The following is a 17,060-nucleotide window of genomic DNA, read 5'->3' as shown; positions in this document are numbered from 1 at the left end:
TTCCGAACACAGAAGTTAAGCCCACCAGCGCCGATGGTACTGCTAACGCGGGAGAGTAGGCCGCCGCCAGTTTTTATTTTATTTTTAAAAAGTCCTTTATCGAATGATAAAGGACTTTTTTTGTTTTATCCCTACCCCTAAGAAATGAATAATGAATCACACGGCATTATCCATTTTCAATTCTCAACTTTCAATTATTCTTATCCCACCATATACGACCAAAGATATTACTTTCATTCCCCCCGAAATCGGGGTCTTGCTTCATTTGATTAAGTGCAGCTTGTTGATTTTGAAAATTCAGATTATCTTTTGATGGGGTGGGAATAGCAATTCTCCTGGGCATTGAGAGAGTGATTCCTCCGTCACGTGTGGGAATCTCAAATTTGAGAATGGTATTTATATTAGGCATACCGGTTCTCTTGATAAGTGCCCATACTTCATTGGGTTGTTTGAAATAATTTAAGTATTCTTGTATAATAATTTGCTCAAGGGCCTTGGAAGGATCAAACAGAATCTGGGAATTAGCAAGATAATTATTTATTTCATGATCTTTAATCGAATAATATTTATCTACTGCTGCCTCTTTTGCTATATAATCATAAGTTTTAAAAGAAGCTTTTATACCTTCTATATAAAAAGTCTGAGCATTACCGGAGATGATATTTCTGGTAGCCAACTCTGCTTTTAACAAGGAGTAATCCGCATAAGTTAAGAGTGGAAATATCGCGTTTCCGGTACCTATATTTGTACCTACGGAGTTTTCGGGTCTCCATATTCTATATTGCAATCTTGATATTGTGTCATAGTTTATTCCATTTAATAACCTTTTTGCAGCAGTATAATAACGACTTTTATTGGCTGGAGTCATGTCGGGGCTTACAGGGCCTCCAACATATCTTTGTGTGGTATCCGTTGGTTTCATTAACCCTGCCGCAACAAGTTTATTAATACTTTCTGCAGAATAATCATTTTTTTCGAAAAAGACACGTCTTCTCGGGTCCTGGGTGTCATTCATAAAATCAACCATAGGTTTGGTAGCAGACATTCCTGTTGGATTAAAATTACCATGTTCTGTAAGTCTTCTTGAGCGTAGTGAAAAGTCTTCTGTCATATTACTGATCTCATCTCTGGACAACACCTGTGTGGCAATAGAAATTAGTTTATCAGGATTTCTTTTCATTAATCTTGAGGCTATTTTTAATCTCAGTGAATTCGCAACTTTTTTCCACTTACCCATATCACCTTCAAAGAACAAATCCTTGTTACCTGGTTTTATTTGTATAGATTGCTCTGCTTCTTCAATAGCTGTATATACATCACTTAACTGTTTATCAAATATATCATAAAGTTGTTCCTGTGTTTCATACTTAGGAGTTTGCGTACCTCCATACCGAGCCTGAAACGCTTCAGTATAAGCCAAACTTCCATTTGTATCTGTTACATACCATGCGTAATAGACCTTTAAAATAGTAGCAATACTTTTAATATTAATATATTTTGCTTGCTGATCCGGTGTCATTTGGTTGATTTTATAGATGATATCAGATAATAATCCCCCATGATCACCATAAAAATTATAGTATCTGTGATTCATATTTGAAGCATCATCCATGAATTGTCCGGAATTACCCGTACCGGGAACCAAAGTCTGTGTCCATGGCATAATTCTGCGATAATAATCATAATAGTATTCATAACTGCCATTATATCCTTTTATAATTGCTGTAGGCAGAAGTTCTTCCGGTGTCGCTGTTACCTGATCCAAAGGGTTGGTATTAATTTCAGCAAAATCATTGGTACAGGAGCTAAAAATATAAAGCGACAGAATGAGTATAATTATTTTTTTCATTTAAAGTAAATTTTTAATGAGTGATTAGAAAGAAAAATCCAGATTAAATCCAATATATCTGGACATAGGTGCTCCTCCGTATTCTGCAAAACTTCCTGCACTGTTGGAGTATTTTCCTTCCGGATTAATTCCATCTGGAAGTTTATTATAGATGTAAAATAAATTTCTGCCTATTAAAGAAGCATTTAGACTGTTTAATCCGATAGGTTTGATAAGATCCGTTTTAAAAGAATAGGTCAGCCTTAGTTCCCGGAGAGCTACCCAGGTGTTCTCAAATATAGCCTGTTCGCGAATACCTCCACCCCAGGATGATAAATTATTATAGTATGCCACTGTTCGCACTGGATTTATCCATCCATTGTTGTAAACTTCCTGATAAGTCATGCCGCTTACATCTCTGGTAATCCCTTGCTTATCTTTGATTGTTGTATTTTGGCCAAACACCCCTTCAGGGATTACTCCAAATTGGGTGTTACCATTGGCATCAATATATTTTATTCCTCCTCTTTCTTCGTCTCTGTATTGTAATGTAGAAGGTAAATTTCCGAATTGAACTCCGTAATTGTAGGTGGCAGAAAGAAGATCTCCTCCTACTCTTGCGTCTATTAAGACACTTAAGGATAAGTTTTTATATTTGAAAGTGTTTCTGAAACTGGTTAAAAAATCAGGGGTCAATTTTCCTACAGTTGTATATCCCTGATTTTGATATGAATCTGATCGTAAATAGGAACCATCGGATTTCAATACCTTCATCCCATTTCTTGGATCGTCAATTTTATTTCCGTTAGCATCCAGGGCCTGATATCTCGCATAGGCATATTTGGTCTGTATTAAACCATATTGTTGCCCTGGTATGGCTATACTCTTGACATCAGTTCCCATTCCCCAATTTAAAACATACTCAGTAACTCCCGGGTACAGTTCCAGAATTTTATCTCTGTTCTGAGAAAAGGTAAATGTTGTATTCCACGTGAAATTTGAAGATTTAACAGGAATTGCATTAACAATTACTTCTATCCCTTGATTTTGTAAATTTCCGGCGTTAATTTGCTGTTGGCTTACTCCCGATTCCGGTGGTAAGGACAACGTCAGCAATTGATTAGTTGTGTTGGTCCTGTAAAAAGAAACATCGAAATCTAAACGGTTATTGAAAAAAGCCATATTCAATCCAAATTCAATAGATCTACTCAACTCATTTTTTAAATTACGATTGGCAAGTGAGTTACTGTTAAAGCCTGTTAAGGGGATACGGGATCCATTAGGGGTGTTATAGGCGGAAGGATCACGTCTGTAATAGAGACCAGAACTTGTATTATAAGGTGAAGTATCTCTGCCTACCCAGGCAAGACTCGCTCTCAGGCTTCCAAAACTAATCCACTTTGGAAGTTTAAATGAATTGGAAAATGACCAGTTCCCCACAAAAGAAGGATAGAAATAGCTTAAACTTCCATTGCCATTCGGATAGGCTAGTGTTGAAGACCAGTCATTACGGCCTGTAATATCAATGAAGAGTTGATTTTTCCATGCAAAATTAGCAAATGCATATATGCCCTGAATTCTTTTCGGAGACTGATTACCGTCAGTATAAGAGGTTTCACTTCCTATTGGATCTATTGAATTTTGGATTTGAAAAACTCCCGGGGTATTTAACCCTCCATTCGTCCATTGTCTATGTGCTGTATACCTGGATCTGAAGTCTTCACCACCAATAGAGGCATTGAGTGTTAAATTATCTGTTAGTTTGAAATTTCCACTCAGTAAAAACTTAAGATTGTACTGCTCTTTGGTGCCATCCAGAATACTATAGCCCCCTCCTGTAAAACCAGGGTTTTCTCCCATTATTTTAGATTCGTTAATGAAGCTGTAGTTATTGAAATTACCACTTACCATCAAGTTGAGCCAATCTGTTAATTGAGATTTAAGTTCCAGTCGACCAATGTAATTATTTTCAGTTTGGGTTCTTGTGTTTTGAAAAATATTAAAGTACTTATAGGCCATGTCATAAGGATCGGCAGTTTCTTTTTTCACGCCTCCATTTACCGGATCTAAATAATTATTTCTCCAATAAACTGCATCGAAGCTTCTTGGAATACCATATACATAACTGAAGAGTGGGCTTTCACCCCCGCCCTGAGGCACAGGGTTTCGCCCAAAAGATCTATTATAGTTAATGCTGGCATCGACCTGAAGATATTTACTGAAATCATAAGTGGCACGAAGGAAATAAGCATTTTTAGTAAATTTATTACGGGGAAGAATGCCTTCAACTTCCTGATTGGTGTAACTTAATAAGAATGTAGATTTATCACTCCCACCGGAGAGCTCAAATGCATTTTTCCTGTCCAACCCTACCTGATAAATATCTTTGTAATTGTTTGGTTGTGAATTCCATAATATTGTTCTCCCATCAATATCTCTCACTGGCTGGCCATCAAATTTTGGGCCGTAGCTATAATAATATCTGTTTGGATCAATAAAACGATTTCCATTGGCATCGGTTGAGAAAGTGGGGGTCACTCCAGCTCCAAATTCATTTTGAAGTTTTGGCCCGCTGTACACGTGCTGGGTGGTAAGAGAAGAATTAATTTTGATTCCCAGTCCGTTTCTACTTTTTCCTTTTTTGGTGGTAATGACAATGACTCCGTTAGCTGCACGGGAACCATAGAGCGCTGAAGCTGCTGCTCCTCTTAATACTGTAACCGATTCAAAGACATCTGTATTAAGGTTTTTCATTTCATTACCAAAATCATATCCGGAACCCCAGGAATCTGCCCCGGTTACACTATTATCAATAATAACTCCGTCAACAACAATCAATGGCTGATTATTACCTCCTAATGAAGTATTTCCCCTTATCTGGATTCTGGCACTGGATTGTGGCCCTCCGGAACCTGCGGTAATTTCTACACCAGGAAGTTTTCCTTGAAGGGCTTCCATTGGATTAACTACTCCAGCCTGGGTAATGTCCTTGTTTTCAACTTTAGTAATGGCATACCCTAATTTTCTCTGATCTCTTTTAATACCAAGGGCAGTAACAACAACTTCTTCAATTTGTTTATTTTTTACTGTTGTGTCTTTTTTTACTTTTTGTGCTTTTGTATGATTTGTGGCACCAAGTAAAAAGCAAAGTACAGCTGCTGTATGAAAAGGGCTTATACCTAGTAGTTTCATATTTTGATTTCATCATTTTTGTTAATACTACAATATTAAAAAAATAATTGATTGGAAAGTGATTTGTTTAAATGTAATAAATTGATTTACAGGTAGTAATAATGTAAATGAGATCGTAAAATTGTTTTTTTAATGTATAAAATTCTTTTAATGGAAATATTATCAAAATAAAAGTGGAGTAATTTGTTTTTTTAGTAAAATTTATTTTTTATTCAATGTAATACAATTATTTCTGCTTATTTTGCTTAAAATACTGAGTATTAGCAATATCTGTATATTATTGATTGTTGTGATTTCACTTTTTAAATTTAATAGATGTGATCAATGAAAAATCCCTCTGTCAATGCTTGACAGAGGGATTTTTTAAATTTTAAATCCGAACGTTTTTATCAGACCTGAATAACTCCCAAATTAAACTTTTCTGTAATAGGAGAATGATTAGCAGCCTCAATTCCCATAGAAATCCATTTTCTGGTATCTACCGGATTAATGATAGCATCTGTCCATAATCTGGCTGCTGCATAAGTGGATTCTGTTTGTTTCTGATACCTTTTTGAAATGGTATCCAGAATTTCATTATGTTCTTCTTCGGAAATTTCTTTTCCTTGTTTTTTTAGGGTAGATTCCTGAATCTGCGCAAGCACCTTTGCAGCCTGAGCACCTCCCATTACTGCCAGGTCTGCCCACGGCCATGCAACGATCAGTCTTGGATCATATGCTTTTCCACACATCGCATAATTTCCTGCACCATAAGAATTTCCGGTAATAATAGTAAATTTAGGGACAACAGAATTTGAAACAGCATTTACCATCTTGGCTCCGTCTTTAATGATTCCTCCATGTTCAGACTTAGATCCTACCATAAATCCTGTAACGTCCTGCAAAAAGATTAATGGGATCTTTCTTTGATTACAGTTGGCGATAAATCGGGTCGCTTTATCTGCAGAGTCCGAATAAATGACTCCACCAAACTGCATTTCACCTTTTCCACTCTTTACCAGTTTTCTCTGATTAGCCACTATTCCTACAGACCATCCATCAACTCTGGCAGTGGCACAGATAATACTTTTACCGTAATCTGGTTTATATTCTTCATACTCGGAGTTGTCCACAATACATTTGATAATATCAGAAGTATCATATTGTTCTGCTCTCGAGATTGGCATAATACCAAAAATATTTTCAGGGTTTTCTTTTGGAGGGAAACTTTCAATTCTGTCAAAGCCTGCTTTTTCAGTACTTCCAAGAGACTTCATAATATTTTTAATTCTATTCAGAGCATCTTTATCATCTTTTGCCTTATAATCGGTAACTCCTGAAATAGAACAGTGTGTGGTAGCTCCACCTAATGTTTCATTATCGATGCTTTCTCCGATTGCTGCTTTTACAAGATAGCTTCCTGCGAGGAAAATTGAACCTGTCTTATCAACAATCATGGCTTCATCACTCATAATAGGCAAATAAGCTCCTCCGGCTACACAACTTCCCATCACTGCAGAGATCTGGATAATCCCCATAGAACTCATTTTAGCATTATTTCTGAATATTCTACCGAAGTGCTCCTTATCGGGAAATATTTCATCCTGCATAGGAAGGTAAACCCCTGCAGAGTCTACCAAGTAGATAATAGGAAGTTTATTTTCCATGGCAATTTCCTGTGCTCTCAGGTTTTTCTTTCCTGTGATCGGAAACCATGCTCCAGCTTTTACAGAGGCATCATTGGCTACTACAATACATTGTCGTCCCGAAACGTAGCCTATCACAACTACAACTCCACCACCAGGACACCCCCCATGCTCGGGGTACATCTCATATCCGGCAAATGCTCCTACTTCTATGGAATCTGAATCTTTATCGAGAAGATAGTCTATTCTCTCTCTTGCAGTCATCTTTCCTTCTTCACGAAGCTTTTGAAGCCTCTTTTCCCCGCCTCCTTTTTTAATTTCGGTGAGCAAGCGATTGAGTTCTGATAGTTTTAATCTGTTCTGATCTTCTCGTTTGTTGAATTCGATGTCCATAAGATTTCAATTTTTTACGCTTAAAGATACTATTTTTATGAGGAATACGAATATGAAGTAAAACAAGTGTTTAATAGTTTGGTTCTTAGTAAATTGTGAATTTTTTAACAGAAAAAAACTTTTAAATGTTTTATATTTTTTCTAACTTTACATAAGAGTAACAGGGGGTGATATCCTCTGAAAATACTCTGTTCCTAGTTTATTTTTTTAATAGTTTATTATTTGAAGGCCCTGAAAGTTTAACAAATTTTCAGGGTTTTTTGTTCCTGTTCCTTAATTATATTAATAATATTTTCTGTATTCTACGATGGTAAGGTCAGTGGTGGGGTTTTTATATTTCTTGTATTTTTTAGCTGGAATGAATCCAAGTTTTTCCGGAATTCTTTTACTGGCTATATTTTCTTCGTCTACAGGATACAGAATATAGTTAAACGTAAAATTTTGTTCCAGAAATTCGACGAGTTTTGTAATGATTTCAGTTCCCAATCCTTTACCTTGGGAACTCTTTTTTAACCATAGTCCAAGCTCAGCAGATTCCTCTGTTATATTATGAATACCGCAACATCCGAGAAAGTTTCCAGATGAATCCAGGATAACCATTACCAGATCCGTATTTTGGGATAAGTTTCTTTTTGATTCTTTAATAAAATTAATGATATCGTCTCTGTTGCCCTGCGGATTAAAGGGCATATATCTGGTAACCTCATCTGTGAAATATTCAAAAATATCATTGGTGTAAATGTCTTCAACTGGTCGTAAGGTGAGGTGCTTTGTTTTGATTATAATATCTGAGTTTAATACCATATTGCATTGTTTAATAAAGAAAAATTAATAAAATAGATCCTGAATTAGAAAGTAAAATGGGTAAAAAACTTTATTGATCATTTTTGTTAATATAAATTTATATTTTTTGTGAGATTTGTAAAAGGCTATTTGTAAATTTGCACGTTAAAATTTCAAAGAGGGTAGGATATGCATAAATTAGCGCTTTTCAGATTACATTTAATAGTATTTTTATGGGGATTTACTGCAATTCTAGGAAAGCTGATTCATGCCAACGCGCAAATCCTGGTGTTTTACAGAATGTTATTTGCCGCCATTTTCCTTTTTGTATTTATCAGAATATATAAAAAAGAAAGCATAAAGGTTTCCAGAAAAATATTTTTTCAACTGGCAGCTATTGGTTTGGCAATGGCTTTACACTGGTACTGCTTTTTTTATTCTATTAAAGTTTCAAACGTTTCTATTGCATTAAGTTGTCTCTCATTATCAACTCTTTTTGCTTCCATACTGGAGCCTGTAATTTTTAAACGGAAGATAGATGTGTCTGAAGTGGTGATGGGAACGGTCATTGTAGCTTGCATTCTGTTAATTTTTAAAACAGAATTTCACTTTAAAGAGGGGATTATATACGGAATTCTTTGTGCTGTTTTTGGAACTATTTTCTCGGTGTTTAACGGAAAAATGTTTGGAAAAACAAGTTCCGGGAATATTATATTTTACGAAATTTTCTGTGGCTGGTTTATATTAGGGGTATTTTATCTGCTTTCGGGGCAAATTACTCAAATGAACGAAATAAATTATACCGATTTGGCGTTAATATGCTTGTTGGCAAGTGTTTTTACCGCTTTTCCGATGCTGGAATCAGTAAAATTAATGAAGTACATATCACCATTTACTCTAATTTTAACAGTTAATTTAGAACCGGTTTACGGAATTATACTAGCTTTTTTTATCTTTGGAGAATCAGAACATATGAGCCCTATATTTTATATTGCATCAGCTGTTATGATACTGGCAATCATTGTGAATGGATTAATAAAAGCCAGAAAAACTAAAAACTTTAACTAAGCATCAATTTTATATGATGAAAAAATATTTTTTACTTGCATTTTCACTGCTGTTTGGGCTATCTCAATCACAGATTATCAGGAAATATTCCAATGAATTTCTCAATATCGGAGCCGGTGCCAGAGGATTGGCGATGGGAGGAGCAGTAATCACTAATCAGGATGATGTGTATGCCCCTATGTGGAATCCCGCAGGTTTAATGTCGATTGAAAGAGACTGGCAGGGAGCTGCCATGCACGCTGAATATTTTGAATCCATTGCAAAATATGATTATCTGGCATATGCAAAGGTGTTGGAAGAAGGTGTTTTTGGTGTTTCAGTCGTAAGGCTTGGAGTAGATAATATTTTGAATACAACTCAAATGATCGATTCTGAAGGAAATATTGATTATGATAAGATTACCAAATTTTCACAGTCCGATTATGCTGCTATTCTTTCATATGCCTTCAGACCCGGTGGAAATCCGAAATTGGATGTTGGGGTAAATGCTAAGATTGTATATAGAAATGTAGGTAAATTTGCAAATGGATATGGATTTGGGTTTGATGTGGGAGCTATCTATAAAGCAGATAATGGTTGGAAATTTGGAGGGATGATCAGAGATATTACGACTACGGTCAACTTCTGGAGTATTAATCAGAAAGAGCTTTCAACGGTTGTGAATGGTGAAGAATTTAACCCGGCTCCAAAAGATAAAATGGAGCTTACGATGCCCAAACTTAACGTAGGAGCAAGTAAATTGTTTGAGATCAACAGTAGCGTTTACGTTTTACCTGAAGCGGGTTTGAATGTTGACTTCGCAAAAACAGCGTCACTGATTTCCACTGATTTTGCAAGTATCAGTCCGTATGCTGGAGCTGAATTGGGATATCAGAAAATGATATTTGTACGTTTAGGGATCAATAGGTTCCAATCTATCACAGATATAGAAGATCTTAAGAGAAAAGTTTCTTTCCAGCCAAGTGCTGGTATTGGAATACGATATAGAGGGCTTACACTGGATTATGCAATTACAAATTCAGGAATTGGAGGTTCTAATTTTTATTCAAACTTCTTCTCCCTTAAACTTGATATGGGAGCATTCAGAAATGATTAAAACGATAAAAATGAAGAAGATATTAATATTGGTACTTGCTGGATGTTCAGCTGCTATTTTCGGACAAAAAGTTTCGGATTATAAATATGTATCAATCCCACAAAAATTTGAGACATTTAAAGGAGATAGTTTTGGTCTGGAATCTTTTTTGGCAAATGCCCTGAAAGCAAAAAAATATGTTGTTTTACCTGCCAGTATTGATCAATGGCCGACAGAAGCTAAGGATAATTCATGTAATATTCTTAACGCAGAAGTGATTAATGATAAGAGTTTGTTTACTAATAAAGTGATAGTACAATTTAAAGATTGTAATAAAAAAATACTGCTTGAATCCAAAGGTCGTTCTGATATTAAAGAATTTGAGACAGGGTATCCGGATGCATTAAAGGATGCCTTAACAAAGGTCGGAAGCTCTGCTCCTGTTGATATCTTACCAGCTGTACAGACAAAAACATCTAACGTGACTTCTGTTTCTGAACCTTTACCTCAATCATCTTCAGCTGCTCCAACAACAAATAATTATTCTAATGGAAAAGTAAATGTGCAGAAAATACAGATTGACAGCAATCAATTTATTTTGGCTCAATCTGGAACTTCTGTACCGTTTGCTGTTTTCAAAACGTCTTCAAAAAAAGATGTTTTCATCGTAAAACTGGCTGATGGTAATACTACTGTAGGTTATTTTGACAATGGAAATATTGTGATTGACACTCCTCAGACTGATGGCAGATACTCTAAAGAGGTTTTTATAGGAAAATAGATTTTAGAATATATACAATATAAAATAAGCTCTTGAAAAAGAGCTTATTCGTTTTTAATATGATGATGTGTTTTTTAGAAGCTGATTACGACCTCTTCATCCTTATTTGTTGTAATTGTATTTATTAGTGTTCATTATTATTTCAATGATAGTGTATCATCTACAGTTTATATTGTTTAATGATATTACTAATTTACGATAAAAAATATAAATATTGTTAATTTTAAGATAATTTTTTACTTTAATGCATTTATTATTATTGTATTAATGTTGTTTATCAGTATTTGTGTGTTTTTGTCTTTTTTTGATACAATAAGAAATAAAATTCAATTTTGAAACTCAACCTTGAGAAAAATATAAAAACCGCCTATACAGTAAGGCGGTTAATACATCGTATACAAAGCGATTATTTTTTGATGAACTTAAGAGTTTTAGCTCCCTTAGCACTTTTTATTTTTGCGGTGTAAGCACCAGAAACTAAATTAGAAAGGCTGACAGATATTTTCTTTTTATTGAGAGACAAGTCGTTTCTTACTAGTTTACCATTAAAATCATAAATTTCAACAGACTGTATTGTATTACTATCTTCAATATTGAGAATGTCAGATACAGGATTTGGATACACTTTAGTTTTCGCCAACAAAGCTTCTGAAGTAGAGAGCAGAGTAGTAATATTTACAGTGTAGTCTACCCAGGTACCATAGTTATAACTACCACAAGCTGATTGACCGGAGCCTGAATTTGCTTCACGGTTCCAGATTCTCATTCTATAGCTTCCAGGGTTTACAGACGAAGGAATTGTAAAATTTCCGGAATAGGTGTTAGGATTGTTCGCTGCATAGTTCGGCATATACAAAGTTTCACCTGCATCATTAAAGTTTCCGTTCTGGTTAAAATCTATAGCAACACCACAAGAAATCCATCCTGTAGTGGTCACACTGATATCATAAGTAGAACTGGCACTCATATTGATAATAGTGGAGGTCTTATCAGGCTGTGAGCAATTTGATGAGCTAAAGGATGAATCAGTAAAATTGGCCTGAGGTATTGCTACCTTAGTCATTCTCCAATTACTGCATCCCATGGGATATGTAGGATTGCAGTAGGTTTGTCCATGGGCAAAAGAAACGAAAGTCAGCGAAATTAAAAGGGCAAATAAATTTGCAAAGTAGAAATGTGTTCTCATAATTGTGATTTTTAAATTAACAGCAGTAAAGTAAGAAAAAAAATAATAATTCACTATTATGGGAAAATATTGATAGATATTTACATTTTGTATGATTTTTTTTAAAAAAATACAATAGAATTACTCAGGACTTTTTTAGTAATGCTAATTTTTAAAGATATTTTTTTTAGGACTTTAACCTATTTTTATATGAAAAATGTCCAAAAAATGGATGCAAGAGTAAAATGATAGGTGAAATTAAAGAAAATATTAGTTTGCATTGAAAAATGTCCAGATCATTTTAGCTTTAGTTTTACCGAGAATTTCTTCTAATGTTTCCAGATTGGATTCTTTAATCCTTTTCACAGATTTAAGTTTTGATAACAGTAATTCTATTGTTTTTTCGCCAACTCCCGGAATTTCTTCCAATTCGGATTTGATGGTAGAATTTTTTCTTCGGGTTCTGTGATGTTTTACCCCAAAACGGTGTGCTTCATCTCTCACCCTTTGAAGAATCTTTAAGGTTTCGGACTTTTTATCAAGATATAGAGGAATAGGATCTTCTGGGAAGAAAATTTCTTCCAGTCGTTTTGCAATTCCTACAATAGTAATTTTGCCATACAGGCCCAATAGTTTCAAGCTTTTTACTGAAGAGGATAACTGACCTTTCCCTCCATCAATAAGAATCAGTTGGGGCAAACTTTCTCCTTCGTCAAGCATCCTTTTATAGCGTCGATATATGACCTCTTCCATGGTGGCAAAATCATTAGGACCTTCTACTGTCTTGGGATGAAAGATTCTGTAATCGGCTTTGCTTGGTTTTCCGTCTTTAAAAACTACACAAGCGGATACAGGATTCGTTCCCTGAATATTGGAATTATCAAAACCTTCAATATGCCTTGGTTCTACAGGCATTCTCAACAATTTCTGCATTTCTGCCATAATTCTGTTGGTATGCCTTTCAGGGTCTACAATCTGAACCTGTTTTAATTTTTCCAGACGGTATTCTTTTGCATTTTTTTCCGAAAGCTCTACAATTCTTTTTTTATCTCCTACTTTAGGAACAATCAGCTTTACATTGGGAATTTCTACAGAAAGATGGAAGGGAAGCAGAACCTCTTTTGAATCGGATCCAAATTTTTGTCTGATCTCGATCAAAGCCTCCTCCATAATATCCTCATCACTTTCTTCAAGAATTTTTTTAATTTCTGTCGTGAAACTCTGGATGATATTACCATTTCTGATTTTAAAGAAATTGACATAAGCCGCCGTTTCATCACTGGTCATTCCGAATACGTCTACATCGTCAATATTAGGATTAACCACTGTGTTTTTTGCCTGATAATCTTCAAGGATATCGAGTCTTTCTTTAATGACCTGGGCTTCCTCGAACTGAAGATTAGAAGCCAGCTTCATCATTTGATTCACCAGATAATCTTTTGCTTTACGGAAATCTCCTTTAATGATTCCTCGGATGGCATCTATCTTTTCATCATAGTCTTCCTTACTTTCAAGATCTTCACAGGGGCCCTCGCAGTTTTTGATATGATATTCCAGGCAGACTTTGTATTTTCCATCCGCTATTTTTGCGGGAGAAAGATTCAGATTACAGGTTCTTAGCTTGTAAATATGCTTAATGGTGTCCAGTAAAATTTTGGCCGGACGTACTTTTGCATACGGACCATAATATTCCGAGCCGTCTTTAATTTTATTTCTGGTGAGAAAAATCCTTGGGAAATCTTCATTTTTGATGCAGATCCAGGGATAGGTTTTGTCATCTTTCAACATGACATTGTAAAATGGCTGATGCTCTTTAATCAGATTGTTTTCCAAAAGAAGCGCATCATACTCACTGTTGACAATGGTCGTTTCCAGACGTTGGATTTTACTGACCATTATTTTAATCCTGTACCCTGACAGATTTTTATTGAAATAGGAGAGTACCCTCTTTTTTAAATGTTTAGCTTTACCCACATACAATAGCTGATCATTTTTATCATAATAACGATAAACGCCCGGTTCGGATGGTAATGTTTTGAGCTGTAACTCTAAAGAAGGATTCATATAACAAAATTAAGGAAACTTTCCAGATTTAAAAAAGAAAACCTGCAGATCATTCCACAGGTTTAAAATTATTTGTTTAAAGTAATTTTATCGGTTGTTCATCGCTGTATATTCACTCACAAGGAAACTAAAATAATCCCATTCCACCGAATTTTTTGGATATTTTTTCATGAATTCCTGATTATCTCCGAAAAGAAAGTCATAATTGTCTTCAAAATCATCTTTGTGAAGCCACATCACCTTATCGCCCTTTTTTACATAATAGGATTTGATAACACCACCTCCAAGCTGTGGAGAACCCATCACAGAAAACCCACCGGTTTCTTTAGCTCTCGGATCATGGTATACCGCAATAATATCGTCGAATCCAGGGTTGATAACCTGCATCAGGAATTCTTTATCATCTTTTTTATTCTTTAAAGAAACGGTTTGATTCACAAAATAGATACGGTCGTTGTTGGTGTTTTTTGTGAGTTTTTTTGTTCCGAAATTTCTGATATTTCCCATGTATTTTGCAACCTTTGCCACTTTTTCTGCATTGCTTGGGTATACATACATTTCACTGATTTGATCCGCATTAAAAGTACTGCTCTTTTTGGTCACACTATCTTTAATAGCGACTTCGTAAACCTGTCCTTTTTTGGTTTCAATTTTATTGCAGAATCCTTTGTAAGTATTTCCGTCTTTTAAAATGATGGTTGATGTTTTCTTAGGAGATGGCGTGTTAAAACCTTCATTAAAAAGGTAAGTCTCCATCTTTTTAATATCCTCTTTAGAATATTTTACTTTCTGCGCGAAGGTAGAAGTTCCTGCAACGCATAGAGCCAGCAGTAAAGTTTTGGGTCTCATGTATTATTGTTTTTTATTTAGGCAATAAAAATAATCAATTAATTATATCATTCTAAAAAATATATAAGATTGAAAATAAGTTTTTCCAATTATTGTTAAATGCTTAATTTTAAGGAAATTTTTTAGAAATGATATACGGAGTAGATGTTTTTACTTTCCATGATGTTCTGGAAATATGTAAAAAACCTAATAAAGCCAAGCTGAATAAAGCAGCAAAAGAACAAATTTTAAAATCTCAGAAAAACGTACAGAAAATAGTTGAATCCGACAGATGTGTATATGGTATCAATACAGGGTTTGGACCACTGTGCGATACGAAAATATCTGCCGATGAAACAGCACAGTTACAGTACAACTTAATCATTTCTCATGCTGTAGGAGTAGGGAAACCCATTAATAAAGAATTTTCCAAGATCATGATGATCGCTAAAGTTCATGCTTTATCAAAAGGATTTTCAGGGGTTTCTCTGGATGTAATTGAGAGACTGATCCTGATGCTTGAAAAAGATATCATCCCTGTAGTCCCGGAACAAGGATCTGTAGGAGCTTCAGGAGACCTTGCTCCGTTAGCTCACCTTGTATTACCATTGCTAGGGCTCGGACAGGTTTGGGATGGTGATCAGATTTCTGAAACAATGGCAGTGCTGGAAAAACATCATCTTGAACCCCTGGCTTTAGGACCAAAAGAAGGATTGGGACTAATTAATGGTACCCAGTTTATTTTGGCTCATGCAATCAAAGGGTTAGAAAAATTTGAATATTTACTGGATCTTGCAGACATGACAGCAGCCATGAGTATTGAAGCGTACAGAGGCTCCGAAAGTCCTTTCAAAAAAGAGTTGCACGACATCAGACCTTTTGAAGGAAGTAAAAAAGTAGCGGCGAGAATGCTTAAATTTTTAAAAGGATCACAGAATATGAAAGCGCACGAAGATTGCGAAAGAGTTCAGGATCCATATTCTATGAGATGTGTACCGCAAGTTCATGGAGCAAGCAGAAATGCTTTTGAACATCTTAAAAATATGGCGGAAACAGAGTTAAATTCAGTGACAGACAATCCAATTGTATTAAGTGCTGAAGAATCTATTTCCGGAGGTAATTTCCACGGGCAATTAATGGCTTTGCCTTTAGACTATGCAACATTGGCAGCAGCTGAGTTAGGAAATATTTCAGACAGAAGAAGTTACCTGCTGTTGGAAGGTAAATACGGACTTCCTAGACTATTAACGGAAAGCTCAGGTTTGAATTCTGGCTTTATGATTCCTCAATATACTTCAGCAGCATTGGTTACAGAGAACAAAACATTATGTTTCCCTGCATCAGCAGATTCTATCCCTACAAGTTTGGGGCAGGAAGACCATGTTTCTATGGGAAGTATTTCTGGAAGGAAATTTAACCAGGTTCTGGGGAATTTAGTCAATATTTTAGCTGTTGAGTTGATGTTTGCAGCTCAGGGATTAGAATTCAGAAGACCTTCAAAATGCTCCAAAGTGATTGAAGATAATTTTGCGATTCTTCGTTCTAAGGTGACCAAGCTTGAAGATGACAGGCTTATCGGTAAAGATATGCTGGCCATAGCAGAACTGATCAACGATAGAAAATTTATTGTAAACTAATTTTATATAAAAAAAGCTTCCAAAAGGAGCTTTTTTTGTTTTACTTATTTAATCTAAATTATATGACGATAAAAAGACTTGATTCTACTCATTCAGACTTTCAAAATTTAGTAAAAAATCTTGATGCCACTTTAGCAGAACACAACGGTGATGATCATGATTTCTTTAACCAATTTAATAGAATTGATACTCTTAAAAACTGTATTGTTATTTATATTGATGGAATTCCGGCAGCATGCGGTGCATTTAAACCTTTTTCAGGAGACACCGTTGAAATTAAAAGAATGTATACAGATCCCAAATTCAGGAAAAGAGGATTAGCTTCCGCAATTGTAACGGCATTGGAGGGCTGGGGTAAGGAATTGGGATTTGAAAAAGCAGTTTTAGAAACTTCATCAGAACTGCATAATGCTATTTCTGTATATGAGAAAAGTGGGTTTTACAGGATTTCTAATTATGATCCATATATTGGAGTAGAGAAGAGTGTCTGTTATGAGAAAGTATTGTGATTTTCTTCTTAGTGTTATGTTTTTGTTAATATTTTATGTTTAATAATGTTTATTTAATGTGTTTTAATGTTTATTTAATGCTAAATTCACTTTTTTAGATTCTGTAATTCCC

General features: G+C 35.2%; 12 protein-coding genes and 1 rRNA gene. 6 read left to right on the top strand and 7 right to left on the bottom strand.

The annotated features are described in order from the left end of the window. Positions 1 to 72: ribosomal RNA gene (gene rrf / locus C1631_RS25125) — 5S ribosomal RNA — on the top strand; the annotation flags it as partial. 118 nt (positions 73 to 190) lie between these two features. On the opposite strand, the gene C1631_RS21345 is transcribed toward rrf, so the two are convergent. The 4 genes from C1631_RS21345 to C1631_RS21330 all read right to left on the bottom strand — a co-directional run bounded on the left by C1631_RS21345 (position 191) and on the right by C1631_RS21330 (position 7,842). Beyond that, positions 191 to 1,849: a SusD/RagB family nutrient-binding outer membrane lipoprotein gene (locus tag C1631_RS21345; protein ID WP_109714078.1), complete on the bottom strand. Its 1,659-nt coding sequence runs from the start codon at positions 1,847 to 1,849 to the stop codon at positions 191 to 193. A 24-nt stretch (positions 1,850 to 1,873) separates the two neighbouring features. After that, positions 1,874 to 5,020 (bottom strand): SusC/RagA family TonB-linked outer membrane protein, encoded by a 3,147-nt coding sequence (locus C1631_RS21340; protein ID WP_109714076.1) that lies wholly within the window; start codon positions 5,018 to 5,020, stop codon positions 1,874 to 1,876. 389 nt (positions 5,021 to 5,409) lie between these two features. Next, positions 5,410 to 7,038, bottom strand: coding sequence for an acyl-CoA carboxylase subunit beta (locus tag C1631_RS21335; RefSeq protein ID WP_103248400.1), 1,629 nt, complete (start codon positions 7,036 to 7,038; stop codon positions 5,410 to 5,412). A 282-nt stretch (positions 7,039 to 7,320) separates the two neighbouring features. Beyond that, a complete protein-coding gene (locus C1631_RS21330) occupies positions 7,321 to 7,842 on the bottom strand; it encodes a GNAT family N-acetyltransferase (protein ID WP_109714074.1) in 522 nt (173 codons plus the stop codon). Between the two features lie 168 nt (positions 7,843 to 8,010). Here C1631_RS21330 and C1631_RS21325 point away from each other — a divergent pair, with 168 nt between their 5' ends. From C1631_RS21325 to C1631_RS21315, 3 genes are read left to right on the top strand one after another with little or no spacing between them, the layout of a single operon-like run. Then, on the top strand, positions 8,011 to 8,889 hold the full coding sequence (locus C1631_RS21325; protein WP_103248402.1) for a DMT family transporter: 879 nt from the start codon (positions 8,011 to 8,013) through the stop codon (positions 8,887 to 8,889). 13 nt (positions 8,890 to 8,902) lie between these two features. Beyond that, positions 8,903 to 9,985: a putative type IX sorting system protein PorV2 gene (locus tag C1631_RS21320; RefSeq protein WP_103248403.1), complete on the top strand. Its 1,083-nt coding sequence runs from the start codon at positions 8,903 to 8,905 to the stop codon at positions 9,983 to 9,985. Between the two features lie 10 nt (positions 9,986 to 9,995). Further along, the gene (locus C1631_RS21315) at positions 9,996 to 10,745 is read left to right on the top strand and encodes a hypothetical protein (protein ID WP_228441417.1); all 750 of its coding nucleotides are present in this window, start codon (positions 9,996 to 9,998) and stop codon (positions 10,743 to 10,745) included. Between the two features lie 406 nt (positions 10,746 to 11,151). On the opposite strand, the gene C1631_RS21310 is transcribed toward C1631_RS21315, so the two are convergent. The 3 genes from C1631_RS21310 to C1631_RS21300 form a co-directional block, all read right to left on the bottom strand. Continuing rightward, entirely contained in the window at positions 11,152 to 11,931 is a 780-nt protein-coding gene (locus C1631_RS21310; RefSeq protein ID WP_109714072.1) for a T9SS type A sorting domain-containing protein, read from the bottom strand. Between the two features lie 249 nt (positions 11,932 to 12,180). Next, on the bottom strand, positions 12,181 to 13,974 hold the full coding sequence (gene uvrC / locus C1631_RS21305) for an excinuclease ABC subunit UvrC (protein ID WP_109714070.1): 1,794 nt from the start codon (positions 13,972 to 13,974) through the stop codon (positions 12,181 to 12,183). Positions 13,975 to 14,061: 87 nt separating this feature from the next. After that, positions 14,062 to 14,823, bottom strand: coding sequence for a hypothetical protein (locus C1631_RS21300; protein WP_109714068.1), 762 nt, complete (start codon positions 14,821 to 14,823; stop codon positions 14,062 to 14,064). A 128-nt stretch (positions 14,824 to 14,951) separates the two neighbouring features. Here C1631_RS21300 and hutH point away from each other — a divergent pair, with 128 nt between their 5' ends. Continuing rightward, positions 14,952 to 16,439 (top strand): histidine ammonia-lyase, encoded by a 1,488-nt coding sequence (gene hutH / locus C1631_RS21295; protein ID WP_109714066.1) that lies wholly within the window; start codon positions 14,952 to 14,954, stop codon positions 16,437 to 16,439. Between the two features lie 62 nt (positions 16,440 to 16,501). Continuing rightward, positions 16,502 to 16,948: a GNAT family N-acetyltransferase gene (locus C1631_RS21290; protein ID WP_109714064.1), complete on the top strand. Its 447-nt coding sequence runs from the start codon at positions 16,502 to 16,504 to the stop codon at positions 16,946 to 16,948. Positions 16,949 to 17,060: the final 112 nt, after the last annotated feature.

Source organism: Chryseobacterium phosphatilyticum (assembly GCF_002899825.2).
GTDB lineage: Bacteria > Bacteroidota > Bacteroidia > Flavobacteriales > Weeksellaceae > Chryseobacterium > Chryseobacterium phosphatilyticum.
This window is presented reverse-complemented; position numbering and strand designations above follow the sequence as displayed.